At 70.8% G+C, this 15,017-nt stretch carries 13 protein-coding genes; 6 read left to right on the top strand and 7 right to left on the bottom strand.

The window, feature by feature from the left end:
- Positions 1-41 precede the first annotated feature (41 nt).
- Both arc and ACIBQ1_RS46430 read right to left on the bottom strand, forming a co-directional pair.
- Complete coding sequence (gene arc / locus ACIBQ1_RS46435) at positions 42-1,805, bottom strand: proteasome ATPase (RefSeq protein ID WP_397287663.1); 1,764 nt, start codon at positions 1,803-1,805, stop codon at positions 42-44.
- A gap of 204 nt (positions 1,806-2,009) precedes the next feature.
- Positions 2,010-2,861, bottom strand: coding sequence for a tRNA (adenine-N1)-methyltransferase (locus tag ACIBQ1_RS46430; protein ID WP_355377500.1), 852 nt, complete (start codon positions 2,859-2,861; stop codon positions 2,010-2,012).
- A 55-nt stretch (positions 2,862-2,916) separates the two neighbouring features.
- On the opposite strand from ACIBQ1_RS46430, the gene ACIBQ1_RS46425 reads away from it, so the two are divergent.
- From ACIBQ1_RS46425 to ACIBQ1_RS46415, 3 genes are all read left to right on the top strand, one after another.
- On the top strand, positions 2,917-4,005 hold the full coding sequence (locus ACIBQ1_RS46425; protein WP_397287661.1) for a GNAT family N-acetyltransferase: 1,089 nt from the start codon (positions 2,917-2,919) through the stop codon (positions 4,003-4,005).
- A 215-nt stretch (positions 4,006-4,220) separates the two neighbouring features.
- Positions 4,221-4,733, top strand: coding sequence for a hypothetical protein (locus ACIBQ1_RS46420; RefSeq protein ID WP_397287659.1), 513 nt, complete (start codon positions 4,221-4,223; stop codon positions 4,731-4,733).
- Positions 4,734-4,869: 136 nt separating this feature from the next.
- Entirely contained in the window at positions 4,870-5,694 is an 825-nt protein-coding gene (locus ACIBQ1_RS46415) for an SDR family oxidoreductase (RefSeq protein WP_397287657.1), read from the top strand.
- A 172-nt stretch (positions 5,695-5,866) separates the two neighbouring features.
- Here ACIBQ1_RS46415 and ACIBQ1_RS46410 read toward each other — a convergent pair whose 3' ends face one another.
- Together ACIBQ1_RS46410 and ACIBQ1_RS46405 are read right to left on the bottom strand one after the other, a co-directional pair.
- Positions 5,867-7,285: an FHA domain-containing protein gene (locus ACIBQ1_RS46410; RefSeq protein ID WP_397287655.1), complete on the bottom strand. Its 1,419-nt coding sequence runs from the start codon at positions 7,283-7,285 to the stop codon at positions 5,867-5,869.
- Between the two features lie 344 nt (positions 7,286-7,629).
- Positions 7,630-8,766 carry a site-2 protease family protein gene (locus ACIBQ1_RS46405; RefSeq protein WP_397287653.1) on the bottom strand — a complete coding sequence of 379 codons (1,137 nt, stop codon included), beginning with the start codon at positions 8,764-8,766 and terminating at the stop codon, positions 7,630-7,632.
- A 115-nt stretch (positions 8,767-8,881) separates the two neighbouring features.
- On the opposite strand from ACIBQ1_RS46405, the gene ACIBQ1_RS46400 reads away from it, so the two are divergent.
- The 3 genes from ACIBQ1_RS46400 to ACIBQ1_RS46390 all read left to right on the top strand — a co-directional run bounded on the left by ACIBQ1_RS46400 (position 8,882) and on the right by ACIBQ1_RS46390 (position 11,888).
- Positions 8,882-9,742, top strand: coding sequence for a RecB family exonuclease (locus tag ACIBQ1_RS46400; RefSeq protein WP_397287651.1), 861 nt, complete (start codon positions 8,882-8,884; stop codon positions 9,740-9,742).
- A gap of 290 nt (positions 9,743-10,032) precedes the next feature.
- A complete protein-coding gene (locus ACIBQ1_RS46395; protein WP_397287649.1) occupies positions 10,033-11,208 on the top strand; it encodes a sensor histidine kinase in 1,176 nt (391 codons plus the stop codon).
- Complete coding sequence (locus ACIBQ1_RS46390) at positions 11,205-11,888, top strand: response regulator transcription factor (RefSeq protein ID WP_355377486.1); 684 nt, start codon at positions 11,205-11,207, stop codon at positions 11,886-11,888. Before ACIBQ1_RS46395 ends, ACIBQ1_RS46390 begins: the two co-directional genes overlap by 4 nt.
- A gap of 39 nt (positions 11,889-11,927) precedes the next feature.
- Here the strand turns inward: ACIBQ1_RS46390 and ACIBQ1_RS46385 are convergent, their stop codons facing one another.
- Genes ACIBQ1_RS46385 through ACIBQ1_RS46375 form a run of 3 tightly spaced genes read right to left on the bottom strand, consistent with a single transcriptional unit; the run spans position 11,928 to position 15,015 of the window.
- The gene (locus ACIBQ1_RS46385) at positions 11,928-12,956 is read right to left on the bottom strand and encodes an ABC transporter ATP-binding protein (protein WP_397287645.1); all 1,029 of its coding nucleotides are present in this window, start codon (positions 12,954-12,956) and stop codon (positions 11,928-11,930) included.
- Entirely contained in the window at positions 12,953-14,005 is a 1,053-nt protein-coding gene (locus ACIBQ1_RS46380) for an ABC transporter ATP-binding protein (protein ID WP_397287643.1), read from the bottom strand. Before ACIBQ1_RS46380 ends, ACIBQ1_RS46385 begins: the two co-directional genes overlap by 4 nt.
- Entirely contained in the window at positions 14,002-15,015 is a 1,014-nt protein-coding gene (locus ACIBQ1_RS46375) for an ABC transporter permease (protein WP_397287641.1), read from the bottom strand. The genes ACIBQ1_RS46380 and ACIBQ1_RS46375 overlap by 4 nt, the downstream gene beginning before the upstream one ends.
- Positions 15,016-15,017: the final 2 nt, after the last annotated feature.

Below are 15,017 nucleotides of genomic sequence, written 5' to 3'. Positions count from 1 at the left end.
GCGAACGGGAGGGCCGTGGCGGCCCTCCCGTTCGAGGGGTTCTACAGGTACTGGCCGGTGTTGGCGACGGTGTCGATGGATCGGCCGGCTTCGGTGCCCTGCTTGCCGGAGACGAGCGTGCGGATGTAGACGATCCGCTCGCCCTTCTTGCCGGAGATGCGGGCCCAGTCGTCGGGGTTGGTGGTGTTGGGCAGGTCCTCGTTCTCGGAGAACTCGTCCACGCAGGCCGTGAGCAGGTGCTGCACCCGCAGGCCCTTCTGGCCGGTTTCGAGGAACTGCTTGATGGCCATCTTCTTGCCTCGGTCGACGATGTTCTGGATCATCGCGCCGGAGTTGAAGTCCTTGAAGTAGAGGACTTCCTTGTCGCCGTTGGCGTAGGTCACCTCGAGGAAGCGGTTTTCCTCGCTCTCGGTGTACATGCGCTCGACGACGCTCTGGATCATGCCCTGGATGGTGCCCTCGCGGGATTCGGAGTGCTCGGCCAGGTCGTCCGGGTGCAGCGGCAGGTCGGCGATGAGGTACTTGGAGAAGATGTCCTTGGCCGCCTCGGCGTCCGGCCGCTCGATCTTGATCTTGACGTCCAGGCGGCCGGGCCGCAGGATCGCCGGGTCGATCATGTCCTCGCGGTTGGAGGCGCCGATGACGATGACGTTCTCCAGGCCCTCGACGCCGTCGATCTCCGACAGCAGCTGAGGGACGATGGTGTTCTCCACGTCGGAGGACACGCCGGAGCCTCGGGTGCGGAAGATCGAGTCCATCTCGTCGAAGAACACGATCACCGGGGTGCCCTCGGAGGCCTTCTCCCTGGCCCGCTGGAAGACCAGGCGGATGTGCCGCTCGGTCTCGCCGACGTACTTGTTGAGCAGTTCGGGGCCCTTGATGTTGAGGAAGAAGCTCTTGCCGGACTGGCCGGTCTTCTCCGCGACCTGCTTGGCCAGGGAGTTGGCGACCGCCTTGGCGATGAGCGTCTTGCCGCATCCGGGCGGCCCGTACAGCAGCACGCCCTTGGGGGGCCGGAGCTTGTGCTCGCGGAACAGGTCGGCGTGCAGGTAGGGCAGCTCGATGGCGTCCCTGATCTGCTCGATCTGCCGCATGAGGCCGCCGATCTCCTCGTAGGAGATGTCGGGGACCTCCTCCAGGACGAGCTCTTCGACTTCGGACTTGGGTATGCGCTCGTAGACGTAGCCGGAGCGAGGCTCGAGCAGGAGCGAGTCGCCTGCCCTGATGGGCTGGCCGACCAGCGACTCGGCCAGTCGCACGACGCGCTCTTCGTCGGCGTGCGAGATGACCAGGGCCCGCTTTCCCTCGTCGAGCAGTTCTTTGAGCATGACGATCTCGCCGACCTCTTCGTAGCCGAGGGCTTCGACCACGTTGAGCGCTTCGTTGAGCATGACCTCCTGGCCACGCCGCAGCGAGTCGATGTCGACGGCAGGGCTGACGTTCACGCGGAGCTTGCGGCCGCCGGTGAACACCTCGATGGTGCCGTCTTCTCTGGCCTCGAGGAAGGTGCCGAAGCCGGATGGCGGCTGCGCCAGCCGGTCGACCTCCTCCTTGAGAGCGACGATTTGGTCCCGGGCCTCCTTGAGTGTGGCGACCAGGCGCTCGTTCTGGCCGGTCACGGCCGCGAGATTCGCCTGCGCCTCGTGGAGACGCTCTTCGAGGACCCTGGCCTGACGGGGTGACTCGGCCAGCTTCCGCCTCAGCGCGGTGATCTCCTCCTGCAGGAAGGAGACCTGTGTTGAAAGATCAGCGACCTCCCGTTCGCGCTGCGCGGCTCGAGCCTCAGCATCATCGCGAGCTGCCACGCCCCGTCACCTCCTTCCCAGTCGAGGGCGACTACTAAGGACCTTACCTATCTCGGGCCCCTCCGTAACCTGGCCGGGCAGTGTTCGTAGAGTGACATTCAGTGTTCGGTGATTAATCCCCAATAGTGCGTTTAATACTCCCAGCACAGGAACACGACAATCTGTTCCCGTGTCACGCACCAACGCACCCTCGTGGCCAAATTGTCATAGTTCTTCGGTGGTCCCCTTCGGTCGACGGCGTCTCGGCGGGGGCGTCACTCCGTCCGCCATGCGGCGGGCGGTGACGAGGAATCCCGTGTGACCGATCATCCGATGATCGGGTCTTACCGCGAGCCCTTCGACGTGCCAGTCGCGAACCAGGGTCTCCCACGCATGCGGCTCCGTGAAACACCCGTGATCGCGAATCGTCTCCACGGTCTTGGACAGCTGGGTGGTCGTGGCGACGTAACAGCAGATCACGCCGCCCGGGGTGAGCGCCTTGGCGGCGGCGTCGACGCACTCCCAGGGGGCGAGCATGTCGAGGATCACCCGGTCGACGTCGGCCTCGTCGATGGAGGCGACCAGGTCGCCGACCACCAGGCGCCAGTTGTCGTCCATGGGGCCGCCGAAGAACTTCTCCACGTTCTTGCTCGCCACGTCCGCGAACTCCTGGCGCCGCTCGTACGAGGTGACGTGCCCGTCGGGGCCGACGGCGCGCAGCAGGAAGCACGTCAGCGCGCCGGAGCCGACGCCGGCCTCGATCACCCGCGCGCCCGGGAAGACGTCGGCCATGCCGACGATCATCGAGGCGTCCTTGGGGTAGATGACGGCCGCGCCGCGCGGCATGGCCAGCGTGTAGTCCTGCAGCAGGTGGCGGAAGGCGAGGTACTGGGTGCCTCCCGAGGAGCGCACGACAGAGCCTTCAGGCTGCCCGATCAGATCGCTGTGCGGGATGGCGCCCTTGTGGGTGTGGAAGACGCCGTCCTCTTTGAGCGTGATCGTGTGGCGTTTGTTCTTGGGGTCGGTGAGCTGCACCTGATCCCCCGCCTGGAAAGGCCCATGCCTGCGGAAACCCATGGCCGCAAGGTTATAGGGCTTTCGAGGGCGTCCGGACGCACGGTATCTATGGGGGATGCTCCCGCGCGATGTGATCTCCACCGGCCCCCTGATCCTGCGCCCTCCCGCGGAGGAGGACGTCGAGGCGATCGTGAAGGTGTGCAACGACCCGGTGACCGCCCGGTTCCTGCCGCTGCTCCCGTCGCCGTACGGGCCGCAGGACGCGTGCGGCTACCTGGAGAAGGCGGCGGCGAGGTGGTCGGACGGCGGCGCCGAGTTCGTGATCACGCAGGACGGCCGGTACGCCGGCTCCGTCGGCCTCCGCGTGCCGGACCATTGGGGCGTGGCCTCGATCGGCTACATGGTGGCGCCGTGGGCGCGGGGCAGGAACGTGGCGGCGACGGCGGCCAGGGCCGTCACCGACTGGGCCTTCGACCACGGGGTGCGCCGGGTCGAGTTGCAGGCCGCGGTGGAGAACGTGGCGAGCCTGCGGGTGGCCGTCAAGGCGGGCTTCCTGGAGGAGGGGCGGCGGCGGGACGCCAAGCGGCTGCGGGACGGCCGCTACGTCGACATGGTCTCCTTCGCCCGGATCGCGGGGGACGGGGTGGCGCCGGAGCCGTACCTGCCGTTCTTCGCGGACGGGGAGCTGTGCGACGGCGTGGTGCGGCTGCTGCCGCTGGCCGTGGAGGACGCCGCCGACTTCCACCGGATGCTGGCCGACCCGACCGTGGCGGCCTACCACTTCGGGCCGACGGGCACGCTGGAGGAGCACGAGCGGCGCTGCCGGTACACGGGTTACTGGTGGGTGTCGGGGCAGCGGATCGAGCTGGCCGTCAGGGACGCGGCGTCGGGGGCGTTCGCCGGGCACATCCAGCTGGCGCACGTGGTCCCCTCGCTGGGGCAGGCCATGGTGGGATATTCGCTGGTGCCCGGGTTCCGGGGCAGGGGGTTCATGACGCGCGCGGTCAGGCTGCTGGTGGACTGGGCGTTCGCGAACACGGCGCTGCACCGGATCGTGGCCGGCACCGAGGCGGGCAACACGGCCTCGCACGCGGTGCTGGAGCGGGCCGGGTTCGGCAGGGAGGGCGTGCACCGCGGGCTGTTCGTCAAGGAGGACGGGACGCGGGTGGACGACGTGGCATGGTCGGTCCTGCGGCCCGCCTGACGCGCCGCGACGGGCGCGGGCGGGCTCCGGGCGGGCTCCGGGCGGGCTCCGGGCGGGAGAAATCCTGATTTCCTGTTGAGGGCTAGTCAGGAGCCGCGTCGAGGGTGATAGTCAGGGCACCGCACTTCAGACGTCAGTTTCGCGCGACCGGGCCGCGCGAACTCTCCTCCCCCCGAGGGACCACCGCGATGCCATACAACCATGTCAATGCCGCCATGCGTGAACTCATCGCCTCGTTCTCCTGCCTGGAGGCCGCCGACCTGCTCGACCGGCTGGCGCGTACCGCCGCCGCCGTCACGGGCACGGCCTACGCGGGATTCGTACACGTGGACGCCCTGCGGCTGGAGGCCGACGCGATCCATACCTACGCCCCTCCCGGCGATCCCCTGCGCGTCCGCAGGTGGCTGGCCGAGTCAGGGGTGTTGAAGGAGCTGGCGACCGTGCCGGCGACGGTCCGGCTGGCGCGCGACGCGACGGTGGGCGAGCCGGGCTTCCTGGCCGCTCCCCTGCCGCTGGCGACGCGGGACCACACATTCGTGTGGGTCGCCGGGCGGGCGTTCGGCGACGGGGACGAGCATCTGCTGAGCCGGTTCGCGACCGCCGCCGGGCGGGCGCTGGAGGCGGCGAGCGGGCTGGAGGCCGCGGTACGGCTGTTGCGGGGGGTGCGGGCGTTCCGTCCGGCCCAGCCGCCGGGCCGGCCCGTTGGAGGCGACCGGATCCTGGGGTAAGGGACGACCGGTTGCCCGTCCGGATCGGGGGCGGAATGGCCGCTTCCCGCGCACCCCACCCGCCGGAGTTTTTACCAATATTTGCTCATTTATCAGTAAATCGTGGGCTTACTGCGAGCGGGTAACGTGGCCGTCCGTGAAGATTCTCATCGTGGGCGGGAGCGGGTTCCTCGGCGCCGAGCTCGTACGGCTCTGCGTGGCCGCGGGCCACGACGTGGGCGCCACCTACCTGACCGCCCGGCCCCAGGAGCGGCCCGGGACGCGGTGGCTGCGGCTGGACGTCCGCTCGCGCGAGGACGTGGCGGCCGCTCTGGACGCGTTCGGGCCGGAGGTGACGGTCAACGCGGCGTACGGGAAGACCGACTGGGCGGCCACCGCGGACGGCGCCGCGCACGTCGCCGTGGCCGTCGCGCGGCTGGGCGGGCGGCTGGTGCACGTCTCCAGCGACGCCGTGTTCTCCGGGGTCGCCGCGCGCTACGACGAGGCGTGCGCGCCCGACCCGCTCAGCCCGTACGGGGCGGCCAAGGCCGCTGCCGAGACGGCGGTGCGCGCGATCCTGCCGGACGCGGCGGTCGCCAGGACGTCCCTGATCGTCGGGGACGGCGGCTCCGGGCACGAGGCGCGGGTGCGTTCGCTGGCGACGGGGCGGGGCGCGGGCGTGCTGTTCACCGACGACGTGAAGTGCCCCGTGCACGTCGGCGACCTCGCGGCGGCGCTCGTGGAGACGGCGGCGCGCGGTCTCTCGGGGATGCTGCACGTCGCGGGGTGCGACGCGGTGAACCGGCACGAGCTGGGGGTGCTCATCGCCCGCGGGGAGGGCCTGGACCCGGCCCGCCTGCCGGCCGGTCGCCGGGCCGACGCCGGCCTCGGCGGCCCGTTCGAGGTCCGGCTGGACTGCACGGCCACGCAGCGGCGGCTGCGCACGAGGCTGCGCGGCGCCCGCGAGTTCCTGGCCCCCTGACGGCGGCGTACGAGAAGGCTCACGATCCCCTGCGCGCTGACGGCGTACGGAAGCGACCGCGATCTCCTGACAGCGCCGTACGGGAACGCCCGCGATCCCCCTGCGCCGTGACGGGAGCATACGGAAACGCCCGCGGCCCCGGGGCGGGGACGCGGGCGTTCGGGCAGCCGGGTTATCCCCGGTGCGCCTCGAAGCGGAGCGTGCGGGAGACCCCGACCCGGACCGTCGTCCCGGGGGCGATGGTGACCGGCTCGTTCGGCGGGATGTCGTAGAAGTTGGGGTCGCCGGGCGGCTGGATCTGGGTGCCGTTGACCGAGCCCAGGTCGACCAGGTTGACGTCCCAGCCGTCGAGCGCCACCCGCAGGTGGCGGCGCGACACCGAGCCGTCCGGGCTGGTCACCTTGGCGGGCCTGGCGGTGCCGCCGGCCACCTCGGGCGCCCGCTCGGGGTCGCGGCCCAGCAGGTAGTCGCTCTCCAGCGGCAGCGCGGTGCCGTCGTCGAGGATGAGCACCCCGAGCGAGGGGCGCGGCCCCTTGTAGGGGACGAGGGTGCGCTGGACCAGGGCGATGCCGCAGACCGCGCAGTAGGGCGAGCGGGGGTCGTTGAAGTGGTCGTTCTTGCAGTCGACGCCGTAGACCAGGGGCCGGTCACCGTGGTCCTGCTGCTGCTCCTGCGGCGGCGGGCCCGGGTGGTCGAAGTGGTCGGGCGGGCCGAGCACGGGTGGCGGGGGCTGGTCGAAGTGGTCGGCCGGGCCCAGGTGCTGCGGCAGCGGCTGGTCGGCCACGCCGTTGCCGGGGGGCGGCTCGTCGTAGGAGGGGAACTGCTGCTGCTCCGGCAGCGGCGGCGGCTGCTCCTGCGGCGGCGCGAAGAAGGGGGCCGGCTGCTCCTGCGGCGTCAGGTAGGGCGGCTGGTCCTGCGGCGGGCCGTACGGAGACTGCTCCACCGGCGCGGGCTGCGGGCCCGACGGCGGGCCCGGCACGACCGGCGGCTGGTCGGCCAGCGGGTAGGGAGGCCGCTCCACCGGTGCGGGCGGCTGCGGGACCAGGTCGGCCTCGAGGTGGAAGGCCGTGGCGGGCATCTCGCTGGTGAGCGGCCTGGACGGAGCGGGCGCCGAGGACTGCTCGGCGAGGTCGCCCACGAGGCCGCCGCCGTGCACCACGCCGCCGTCGAAGCGGACCGCGGGATGCGGGGTGCCGGCGCCGGGCAGGCTCAGCTCGACCCGCTCGACGGGCCCGGACACGAGCCGGTCGGCCCAGGTCAGCGAGTCGCTGCCGGCCAGCCGCGTCTCGCCGCCGGGGGTGCCGATGACGGCCGCGGCCGAGCCGCTGACCAGGACGGCCACGCCCTCCCCCACCCGGCCGGCGACGGCGCAGGTGGCCGGGTCGCCCGCCATGTTGGCCGCGAGCACCTGCGCGGCGCGGCGGGCCAGCGCCCTGCCGTCGCCGCCGGCGGCGGCGGTCTCGCGCAGCGCGTCGAGCAGGTCGTCGGCCGCGGCCTCGCCGGCGTCGCACACCAGCAGCAGCCCGCCCGCGTAGGCGACCAGCCCGTTACCGGGAAGCGGACGCACCACTCCGAAGCCCTGGCCGGTCATGCGTCCTCCCTCATGACGACGGCGCTGCGCTGCTCATCGGTGCCCTCGCTGCGCTCGGTCACTCGTTTCTCCTCCCCGGAAGCCGGCGAAATTACGGCACCCGCACTGCCGTGCCGGCCACCAGCCATACGCATACCCAGACGAAGAGGCCGTGTCGCGGCCGCGTCGTCTCGATTCGATGAACCGGTGGACCGCAACAAGCCCCTTAACTGTGCAAGTTTGGCCAAACAGAACACTATCGGCCAGTCGTCACATCGCAGTAACCGGCCGGAGTCGGCTCCGGCCGCCCGAAACTGCTGGACACGACCCTATCCATGGCCCGCCGCTTAAACGAGTGGGACAAATCAGACGCCGGTGAAAACCCGGTTCACGTCGGCCGTGGCGAGCACGCCGTAGATCTCCCCGCCCCGCTCCACCAGGAGGTACTCGCTGCCCGGGGCCTCGCGCATGGCGTCGATGAGCGGCTCTCCCTCCAGGTCGGCGGCGAGCACCATGGTGGGCTCCAGGGACTTGGCGACCGAGCCGGCGCTCACCCAGGGGCGGCGGTGCTCGGGGGTGGCCTGGACGGCGGCCTCGTTCACGATCGCCAGCGGCTGGCCGTCGTGGCCGACCACGACGATGGCGCCCGCGCTGCGCTCGGCGGCCTGCCGCAGCGCCTCCGACAGCGGCGTCTCGGCGCTCACCGGGATCGCCCTGCGCGCCAGGGCGCGGGCGTTGACCTGCGGGATCCTGGCGCGGATCTTGGCCACCCGCAGCGACTGGGAGGCGCCGAGCCAGATGAACGAGGCCAGCACGAACGGCCACAGCAGGTCCGTCGGGTCGATGTCCTGGCCGCTCTGCAGCGCCGTGGCGATCGGGAACACGACGAGCAGCACGGCCAGCACGCGGCCGCCCCAGGCGGCGACGATGGTGCCGGAGCTGGGGTTCCTGGTCAGCTTCCAGACCCCGGCGCGCAGCATCCGGCCGCCGTCCAGGGGCAGGCCGGGCAGCAGGTTGAACACGCCGACGATGAGGTTGGCCATCCACAGCTGCCAGACGAGCACCTCGGGGATGCCGCCGCCGTTGACGACATAGACGTCGGCGGCCAGGCCGAGCCCGGCCAGGCCCAGCGACAGGGCCGGCCCCGCCGCGGCGACCATGAACTCCTTGGCCGGCGTGGGCGGCTCCTTCTCGATCTCCGACACGCCGCCGAGCAGGTAGAGGGTGATCCTGCGCACCGGCAGGCCGTAGTACTTGGCCAGCACGCTGTGGGCCAGTTCGTGCAGCAGCACGGACACGTACAGAAGCACCGCGAACACGAACGCCACGGCGTACGCGGCCGTGCTGTCGAGTTCGGGCAGCATCTGACGCACCCGCGGGCCGAACATCATCGTGATGAAGGCCGCCACGATGAACCAGGTCCATGAGACGTACACCGGAATGCCGAACGGCTTCCCCATCCGAAGACCGGAGAACTCCTGCCGCGGGCTCTGCTCGCTCACCGCACTCCTTGAACGTCCATTACGTGCTGTTGCTGCCTTGATGCTACGCGCCGAATCGGGTGATCATCGTTGCGCGAGGGCTATTCTGTCGGGGTCTTGACCTAGAGTGCGGTGCATGACGTTGACCGAACCGGTGATCATCGGAGCTCTCTCCCCCTCCCGGGCGGGCGATTTCATGACATGTCCCCTGCTCTACCGCTTCCGGGTGATCGACCAGCTCCCCGAGAAGCCTTCGCAGGCGGCAGTGCGGGGCACGGTGGTGCACGCGGTCCTGGAGCGCCTCTACGACCTTCCGGCGCCGCGGCGCTCGGTCCAGGCGGCGCTGGAGCTCCTGGAGCCGCAGTGGCAGCGCCTGCTGGAGGAGGACTCGCAATACGCGCAGATGTTCGCCGACGAGGCCGAGCAGGCCGAGTGGCTGGCGCAGGCGCGCGGCATGCTGGAGCGCTACTTCACGCTGGAGGACCCGACGCGGCTGGAGCCCGCCGAGCGCGAGCTCTACGTGGAGGCGGTCCTCGACGGCGGGCTGATGCTGCGCGGCTACGTCGACCGCCTCGACGTGGCGCCGACCGGTGAGGTCCGGGTGGTCGACTACAAGACGGGCAGCGCGCCGGGTCCCGACTTCGAGACCAAGGCGCTGTTCCAGATGAAGTTCTACGCGCTGGTGCTGTGGCGCCTGCGCGGCCAGGTGCCCCGGCTGCTGCAGCTGGTCTACCTGGGCGGGCAGGGCGAGGTGCTGCGCTACGCCCCGGACGAGGCCGACCTGCTGGCCACCGAGCGCAAGGTGATGGCGCTGTGGGCGGCGATCGAGCGGGCCCTGGAGTCCGGAGAGTGGCGCGCCCGCCCCAGCCGGCTGTGCGACTGGTGCGACCACCAGGCCCTGTGCCCGGAGTTCGGCGGCACACCCCCGCCCGTCCCCGACCGCCAGCCGGGCGACACCGTCCGCACCCACCGCCGCGCCGCCACCGACGAGCTCTGACCACACCCACACCCACCCCCACCCGGCCGGAACCGCGCAACCGGCCGTCCGGACGCGCTCTCCAAGGGCGACACCGAACCGCCCAGCCCCCCGCGTACAAGGCCGCGCCCCACGGGGCTGCCCGGCGCATCGGGCGCGCCGCTCAGCCGGTGCAGTGACGCTCAGCCGGGGCGGCGTATGGCGGCAGGCGGGCGCGCCGCCAACGCAGGCTGCGGCGTTTGAGGATGTATGGGCGGTAATCCTCCCGAGGGAGGAGGTTACGGGTTTTCACCTGGGCCTACAGTGAAGCGGTGCGCATAGACCGGACCACGCTCCACGACACGGTGCTCGCCGGAGTGGTGGCCGCGGCGTCGGTGGCGATGCTCGTGCTCTACGGCCCCGACCGGCTGGAGGCGCAGGGGCTCGCGGTGGACGGCATGCGCGCACCCGACCCCCTCGGCGGGGTCCTGGTGGTGCTGGCGTGCGTGCCAGTGGCGGCGCGCAGGCGGTGGCCGCTGGCGGCCATGTGCGCCGAGCTCGTGCCCGAGACGCTGCTGACCGTGCTCGGTTACGGGACCGGGATGTCGGGGCTGGCCGGGCTGGTGCTGCTGTACTCGGTGGCCTCCTACCGCGGGCTGGCGATGGCGCTGGCGGGGCTGATGATCTCGCTGGTGACGTACGTGCTGGGCGCCCTGGCGGGCCCGGTCAGGGCGACGAGCTGGAGCGAGCACGTCGTGGTGGCCGTGGTGCTGGTGGCGGTGTGGGGCGCGGGACGGAGCCTGCGGCTGCGCCGGGCGTACCTGGACGAGCTCAAGGACCGGGCGGAGCGGCTGGAGCGGGCGCACGCGGCCGACACGAGGGCCGCCCGCGCCGAGGAGCGCTCCAGGATCGCCCGCGAGCTGCACGACGTGGTGGCCCACCACGTCAGCGTGATGACCGTGCAGGCGGCGGCGGCGCGCCGGGTGCTGGCCTCCGATCCCGATCTGGCGCGCGAGGCGCTGTCGGCGATCGAGCACACCGGCCGGATGGCGATGACGGAGATGCGCAGCATCGTCGGGGTGCTGCGTACCGACGCCCGCGCCGAGCTGGGCCCGCAGCCCGGCGTGCGGGACCTGCCCGCGCTGGTGGAGCAGATGCGCGAGGCGGGGCTGCCGACGCGGCTGATCATGGAGGGGGAGCCGCGGCCGCTGCCGGCCGGGGTCGACCTGGCCGCGTTCCGGCTGGCCCAGGAGGGGCTGACGAACAGCCTGCGGCACGCCGGGGCGGGGGCCAAGGCCGTGGTGACCGTCCGCCAGGACCCCCGTGAGCTGGACGTACGGGTGGAGGACGACGGGCTGGGCGCGGCCGGGGTGTCCGCGCGGTCAGGGCACGGTTTGGTGGGCATTCGCGAACGCGTCGCACTCTATGGTGGAATCCTCAACATCGGTCCGCTACCGGGGGGCGGTTTCGAAGTGCGGGCGAGGTTCCCGTTGAAGGACGGCCAATGACGATCAGAGTGCTGCTGGTGGACGACCAGCCGCTGCTGCGTACGGGATTTCGCCTGATTCTGGAGGCCGAGCCCGACATCACGGTGGTGGGGCAGGCCGGCGACGGCAAGGACGCCATGGAGCAGACGCGCGCGCTGCTGCCCGACGTGGTGCTGATGGACATCCGCATGCCGGGGGTCGACGGCATCGAGGCGACCCGCAGGATCGTGCGGGAGGCGGCGCCGACGGCGCACGTGCCGAAGGTGCTGGTGCTGACGACGTTCGACCTGGACGAGTACATCGTGGAGGCGCTGCGCTCGGGCGCGTCGGGGTTCCTGCTGAAGGACGTGCCGCCCGACGAGCTGGTGCAGGCGATCCGGGTGGTGGCGGCCGGGGACGCGATCGTGGCGCCGAGCGTGACGCGGCGGCTGCTCGACCGGTTCGCCAAACGGCTGCCGTCGGCGTACGAGCAGCCCGCTCCGGCCCGGCTGGACCGGTTGACGGAGCGGGAGCTGGAGGTGCTGCGGCTGATCGCCAAGGGCATGTCCAACGCGGAGATCGCGGCCAAGCTCGTGGTGAGCGAGACGACGGTCAAGACGCACGTCGGCAACGTGCTGACCAAGCTGGGGCTGCGCGACCGTGTGCAGGCCGTGGTGCTGGCCTACGAGACCGGCCTGATCACCCCCGGCACCTACTCCTGAGGGGCTGAGGGCGCGCCCCGGCGGGCGCGCCCGGGGTCGTCAGGACGCGGCGGCGGGGGCGGCTTCGGCGGCGGCCGGGGCGTTCTCCGGGAAGTGGCAGGCGACGCGGTGACCGCCGGCCAGCTCCTCCAGCGGCGGCTCGACCTTCTTGCAGATCTCCTGCGCCTTCCAGCAGCGCGTGTGGAAGCGGCAGGCGGGCGGCGGGTTGAGCGGGCTGGGCACGTCGCCGGTCAGCCGGATGCGCTCGCGTTCCTTGCGCGCCTTGGGGTCGGGCACGGGCACGGCCGACAGCAGGGCGTTGGTGTACGGGTGCATCGGCGCGGTGTAGAGCTGCTTGCGGTCGCCGATCTCCACGATCTTGCCCAGGTACATGACGGCCACCCGGTCGCTGATGTGCCGCACCACCGACAGGTCGTGGGCGATCACGACGTAGGTGAGGTCCAGCTCGTTCTGCAGGTCTTCGAGCAGGTTGACGACCTGGGCCTGGATGGAGACGTCGAGTGCCGAGACCGGCTCGTCGGCGATGATCAGCTTGGGCTTGAGCGCGAGCGTGCGGGCGATGCCGATGCGCTGCCGCTGGCCGCCGGAGAACTCGTGCGGGTAGCGGTTGTAGTGCTCGGGGTTGAGCCCGACCAGGGCGAGGATGTCCTGGACCGCCCGCTTGACGCCGTGCTCGGTCTTGACGCCCTGGATGCGGAACGGCGCGCCGACGATGGTGCCGACCGTGTGGCGGGGGTTGAGCGACGAGTACGGGTCCTGGAAGATCATCTGCATGTCGCGGCGGAGCGGCCTGAGCTTGCCCTGCCCCATGTGCGTGATGTCCTCGCCCTCGAAGACCACCTTGCCGGCGGTGGGCTCAAGAAGCCGGGTGACCAGCCGGCCGGTGGTGGACTTGCCGCAGCCGGACTCCCCCACCAGGCCGAGCGTCTCACCCTTGAACACGTCGAAGCTGATCCCGTCGACCGCCTTGACGGCGCCGACCTGCCGCTTGAGCAGGCCCTTCGTCACGGGGAAGTGCTTTTCCAGGTTCTGGACGGAAAGCAGCGGCTCGTTCTTGGGCTCGGTCACTGGGTCTCCAGCAGTGGCTTGATCTCGTTCTCCCACAGCTCCCGCCGCTCCGTCCGGTCCATGTGGCAGCGCACGAGGTGGCCGCCCTGGGTCTGGAGCAGATCCGGCACCTCGGACCTGGCCTTGCCCGCGGTCCGCTCCACGTAGGGGCAGCGGGGGTGGAAGGCGCAGCCCGGCGGCACATTGATCAGCGACGGCGGGGAGCCCTTGATCGGCAGCAGCCGTTCGGTGGGCTCCCGGTCGAGCCGGGGCATCGATCCCAGTAGACCCCATGTGTAGGGGTGCTCGGGACGGTAGAAGATGTCGTCGGTGCTGCCGTACTCGATGCACTTGCCCGCGTACATGACGAGGATGTCGTCGGACAGCTCGGCCACCACGCCCAGGTCATGGGTGATGATGATCAGCGCGGAGTTGAACTCGCGCTGCAGGTCGACCATGAGGTCGAGGATCTGGGCCTGCACGGTCACGTCGAGCGCGGTGGTGGGCTCGTCGGCGATGAGCAGCTCGGGGTCGCACGACAGCGCCATGGCGATCATGGCGCGCTGGCGCATGCCGCCGGAGAACTCGTGCGGGTAGGAGTCGACGCGACGCTTCGGCTCCGGGATGCCGACCCGGCCGAGCATGTCGATGGCGTGCTTCTTCGCCACGGCCTTGGTGACCTTGTGGTGGATGCGGTACGCCTCGATGATCTGGTCGCCGACCGTGTAGAAGGGGTGCATCGACGACAGCGGATCCTGGAAGATCATCGACATCTTCTTGCCGCGCAGCCCGCGCACGTGCTCCTGGCTGGCGCCGACGAGCTCCTCGCCGTCGAGCCAGATCTCCCCGGAGACGTTGGCGCCCTTGCCCTTGTGCAGGCCGAGGATGCCGAGGCTGGTGACCGACTTGCCGGAGCCGGACTCGCCGACGATGCCGAGCGTCTTGCCGCGCTCGAGGTCGAACGTCAGCCCGTCGACGGACCTGACCAGGCCGTCGTCGGTCGGAAAGTGAATCTTGAGGTCCTTGACCTGCAGAAACGCGCTGCTGTGTTCGATGGTTCGCTCGCTCACGCCAGCCTCACCCTCGGGTCCACGACCGCGTAGAGCAGGTCGACGATCAGGTTGGCCAGGATGATGAAGGTGGCCGCCACCAGGGTGACGCCCATCACCTGGGGTAGGTCGTTGCGCTCGATGGCGTCTCTGGCGTACTTGCCGATGCCGGGCAGCGAGAACGTGCTCTCGGTCAGCACCGCGCCGCCGAGCAGCAGGCCCAGGTCCAGGCCGAACATGGTCAGCACCGGGGTGAGCGTGGCCCGCAGCCCGTGTTTCAGCACCACGGCCCGTTCGGGCAGGCCCTTGGCTCTGGCCGTGCGGATGTAGTCCTCCGACATGGTCTCCAGCATGCCCGCCCTGGTGAGCCGGGCATAACCGGCCGCGTACAGGAAGGCGAGCGTGATCCAGGGCAGCATCAGGTTGTTGGCCCAGGTGAGCGGATCCTCGCTGAACGGCACCCAGTCGGCGACGTCGCCGACGAGGCCGAGCTGGTCGCGGAAGATGGCCAGCGACACGATGCCGGTGAAGAAGATCGGCAGGGACACGCCGGCCAGGGCGATGCCCATGGAGACGCGGTCGAAGAAGCTGCCGCGCCGCAGCGCGGACACCACGCCGGTGGCCACGCCGAAGACGACCCACACCACGGCCGCGCCGATCGCCAGCGACAGTGTGATCGGTATGCGGTCGAGCAGGTCGGGCAGGACCGGGTTCTGCGTGACGTACGAGTAGCCGAGGCAGGGCGCCGGGCACAGCTCGACGCCGGGACCGTAGTTGCGCTCCACGCCGACGAAGATGCCCTTCACGAACCGCCCGTACTGGACCACGAGCGGGTCGTAGAACCCGAGCCGGATCGCCGTGTCGTGGATGACCTGTTCATTGGCGGCCTTGCCGACGTACCGGGAGGCGAGGTCGTCAGCGGACATCCCAGCGAGCCGAGGCACGAGGAAGAAGATGGCGAACGTCGTGATGCTCACCACGAAGAGCAGCATGACGGCCGCTATCAACCGTCTGAGAATGTATGTGAACACTG

The organism is Nonomuraea sp. NPDC050153 (assembly GCF_044460125.1).
Classification (GTDB): Bacteria; Actinomycetota; Actinomycetes; order Streptosporangiales; family Streptosporangiaceae; genus Nonomuraea.
This window is presented reverse-complemented; position numbering and strand designations above follow the sequence as displayed.

Bases quoted from the DNA above. Each gene is read 5' to 3' on its own strand.
- ACIBQ1_RS46425 (WP_397287661.1), top strand. From the start codon at position 2,917: ATGCTCCCGCGCGATGTGATCTCCACCGGCCCCCTGATCCTGCGCCCT.
- ACIBQ1_RS46390 (WP_355377486.1), top strand. From the start codon at position 11,205: ATGACGATCAGAGTGCTGCTGGTGGACGACCAGCCGCTGCTGCGTACG.
- ACIBQ1_RS46420 (WP_397287659.1), top strand. From the start codon at position 4,221: ATGCGTGAACTCATCGCCTCGTTCTCCTGCCTGGAGGCCGCCGACCTG.
- ACIBQ1_RS46400 (WP_397287651.1), top strand. From the start codon at position 8,882: ATGACGTTGACCGAACCGGTGATCATCGGAGCTCTCTCCCCCTCCCGG.
- ACIBQ1_RS46410 (WP_397287655.1), bottom strand. From the start codon at position 7,285: ATGACCGGCCAGGGCTTCGGAGTGGTGCGTCCGCTTCCCGGTAACGGG.
- ACIBQ1_RS46430 (WP_355377500.1), bottom strand. From the start codon at position 2,861: ATGGGTTTCCGCAGGCATGGGCCTTTCCAGGCGGGGGATCAGGTGCAG.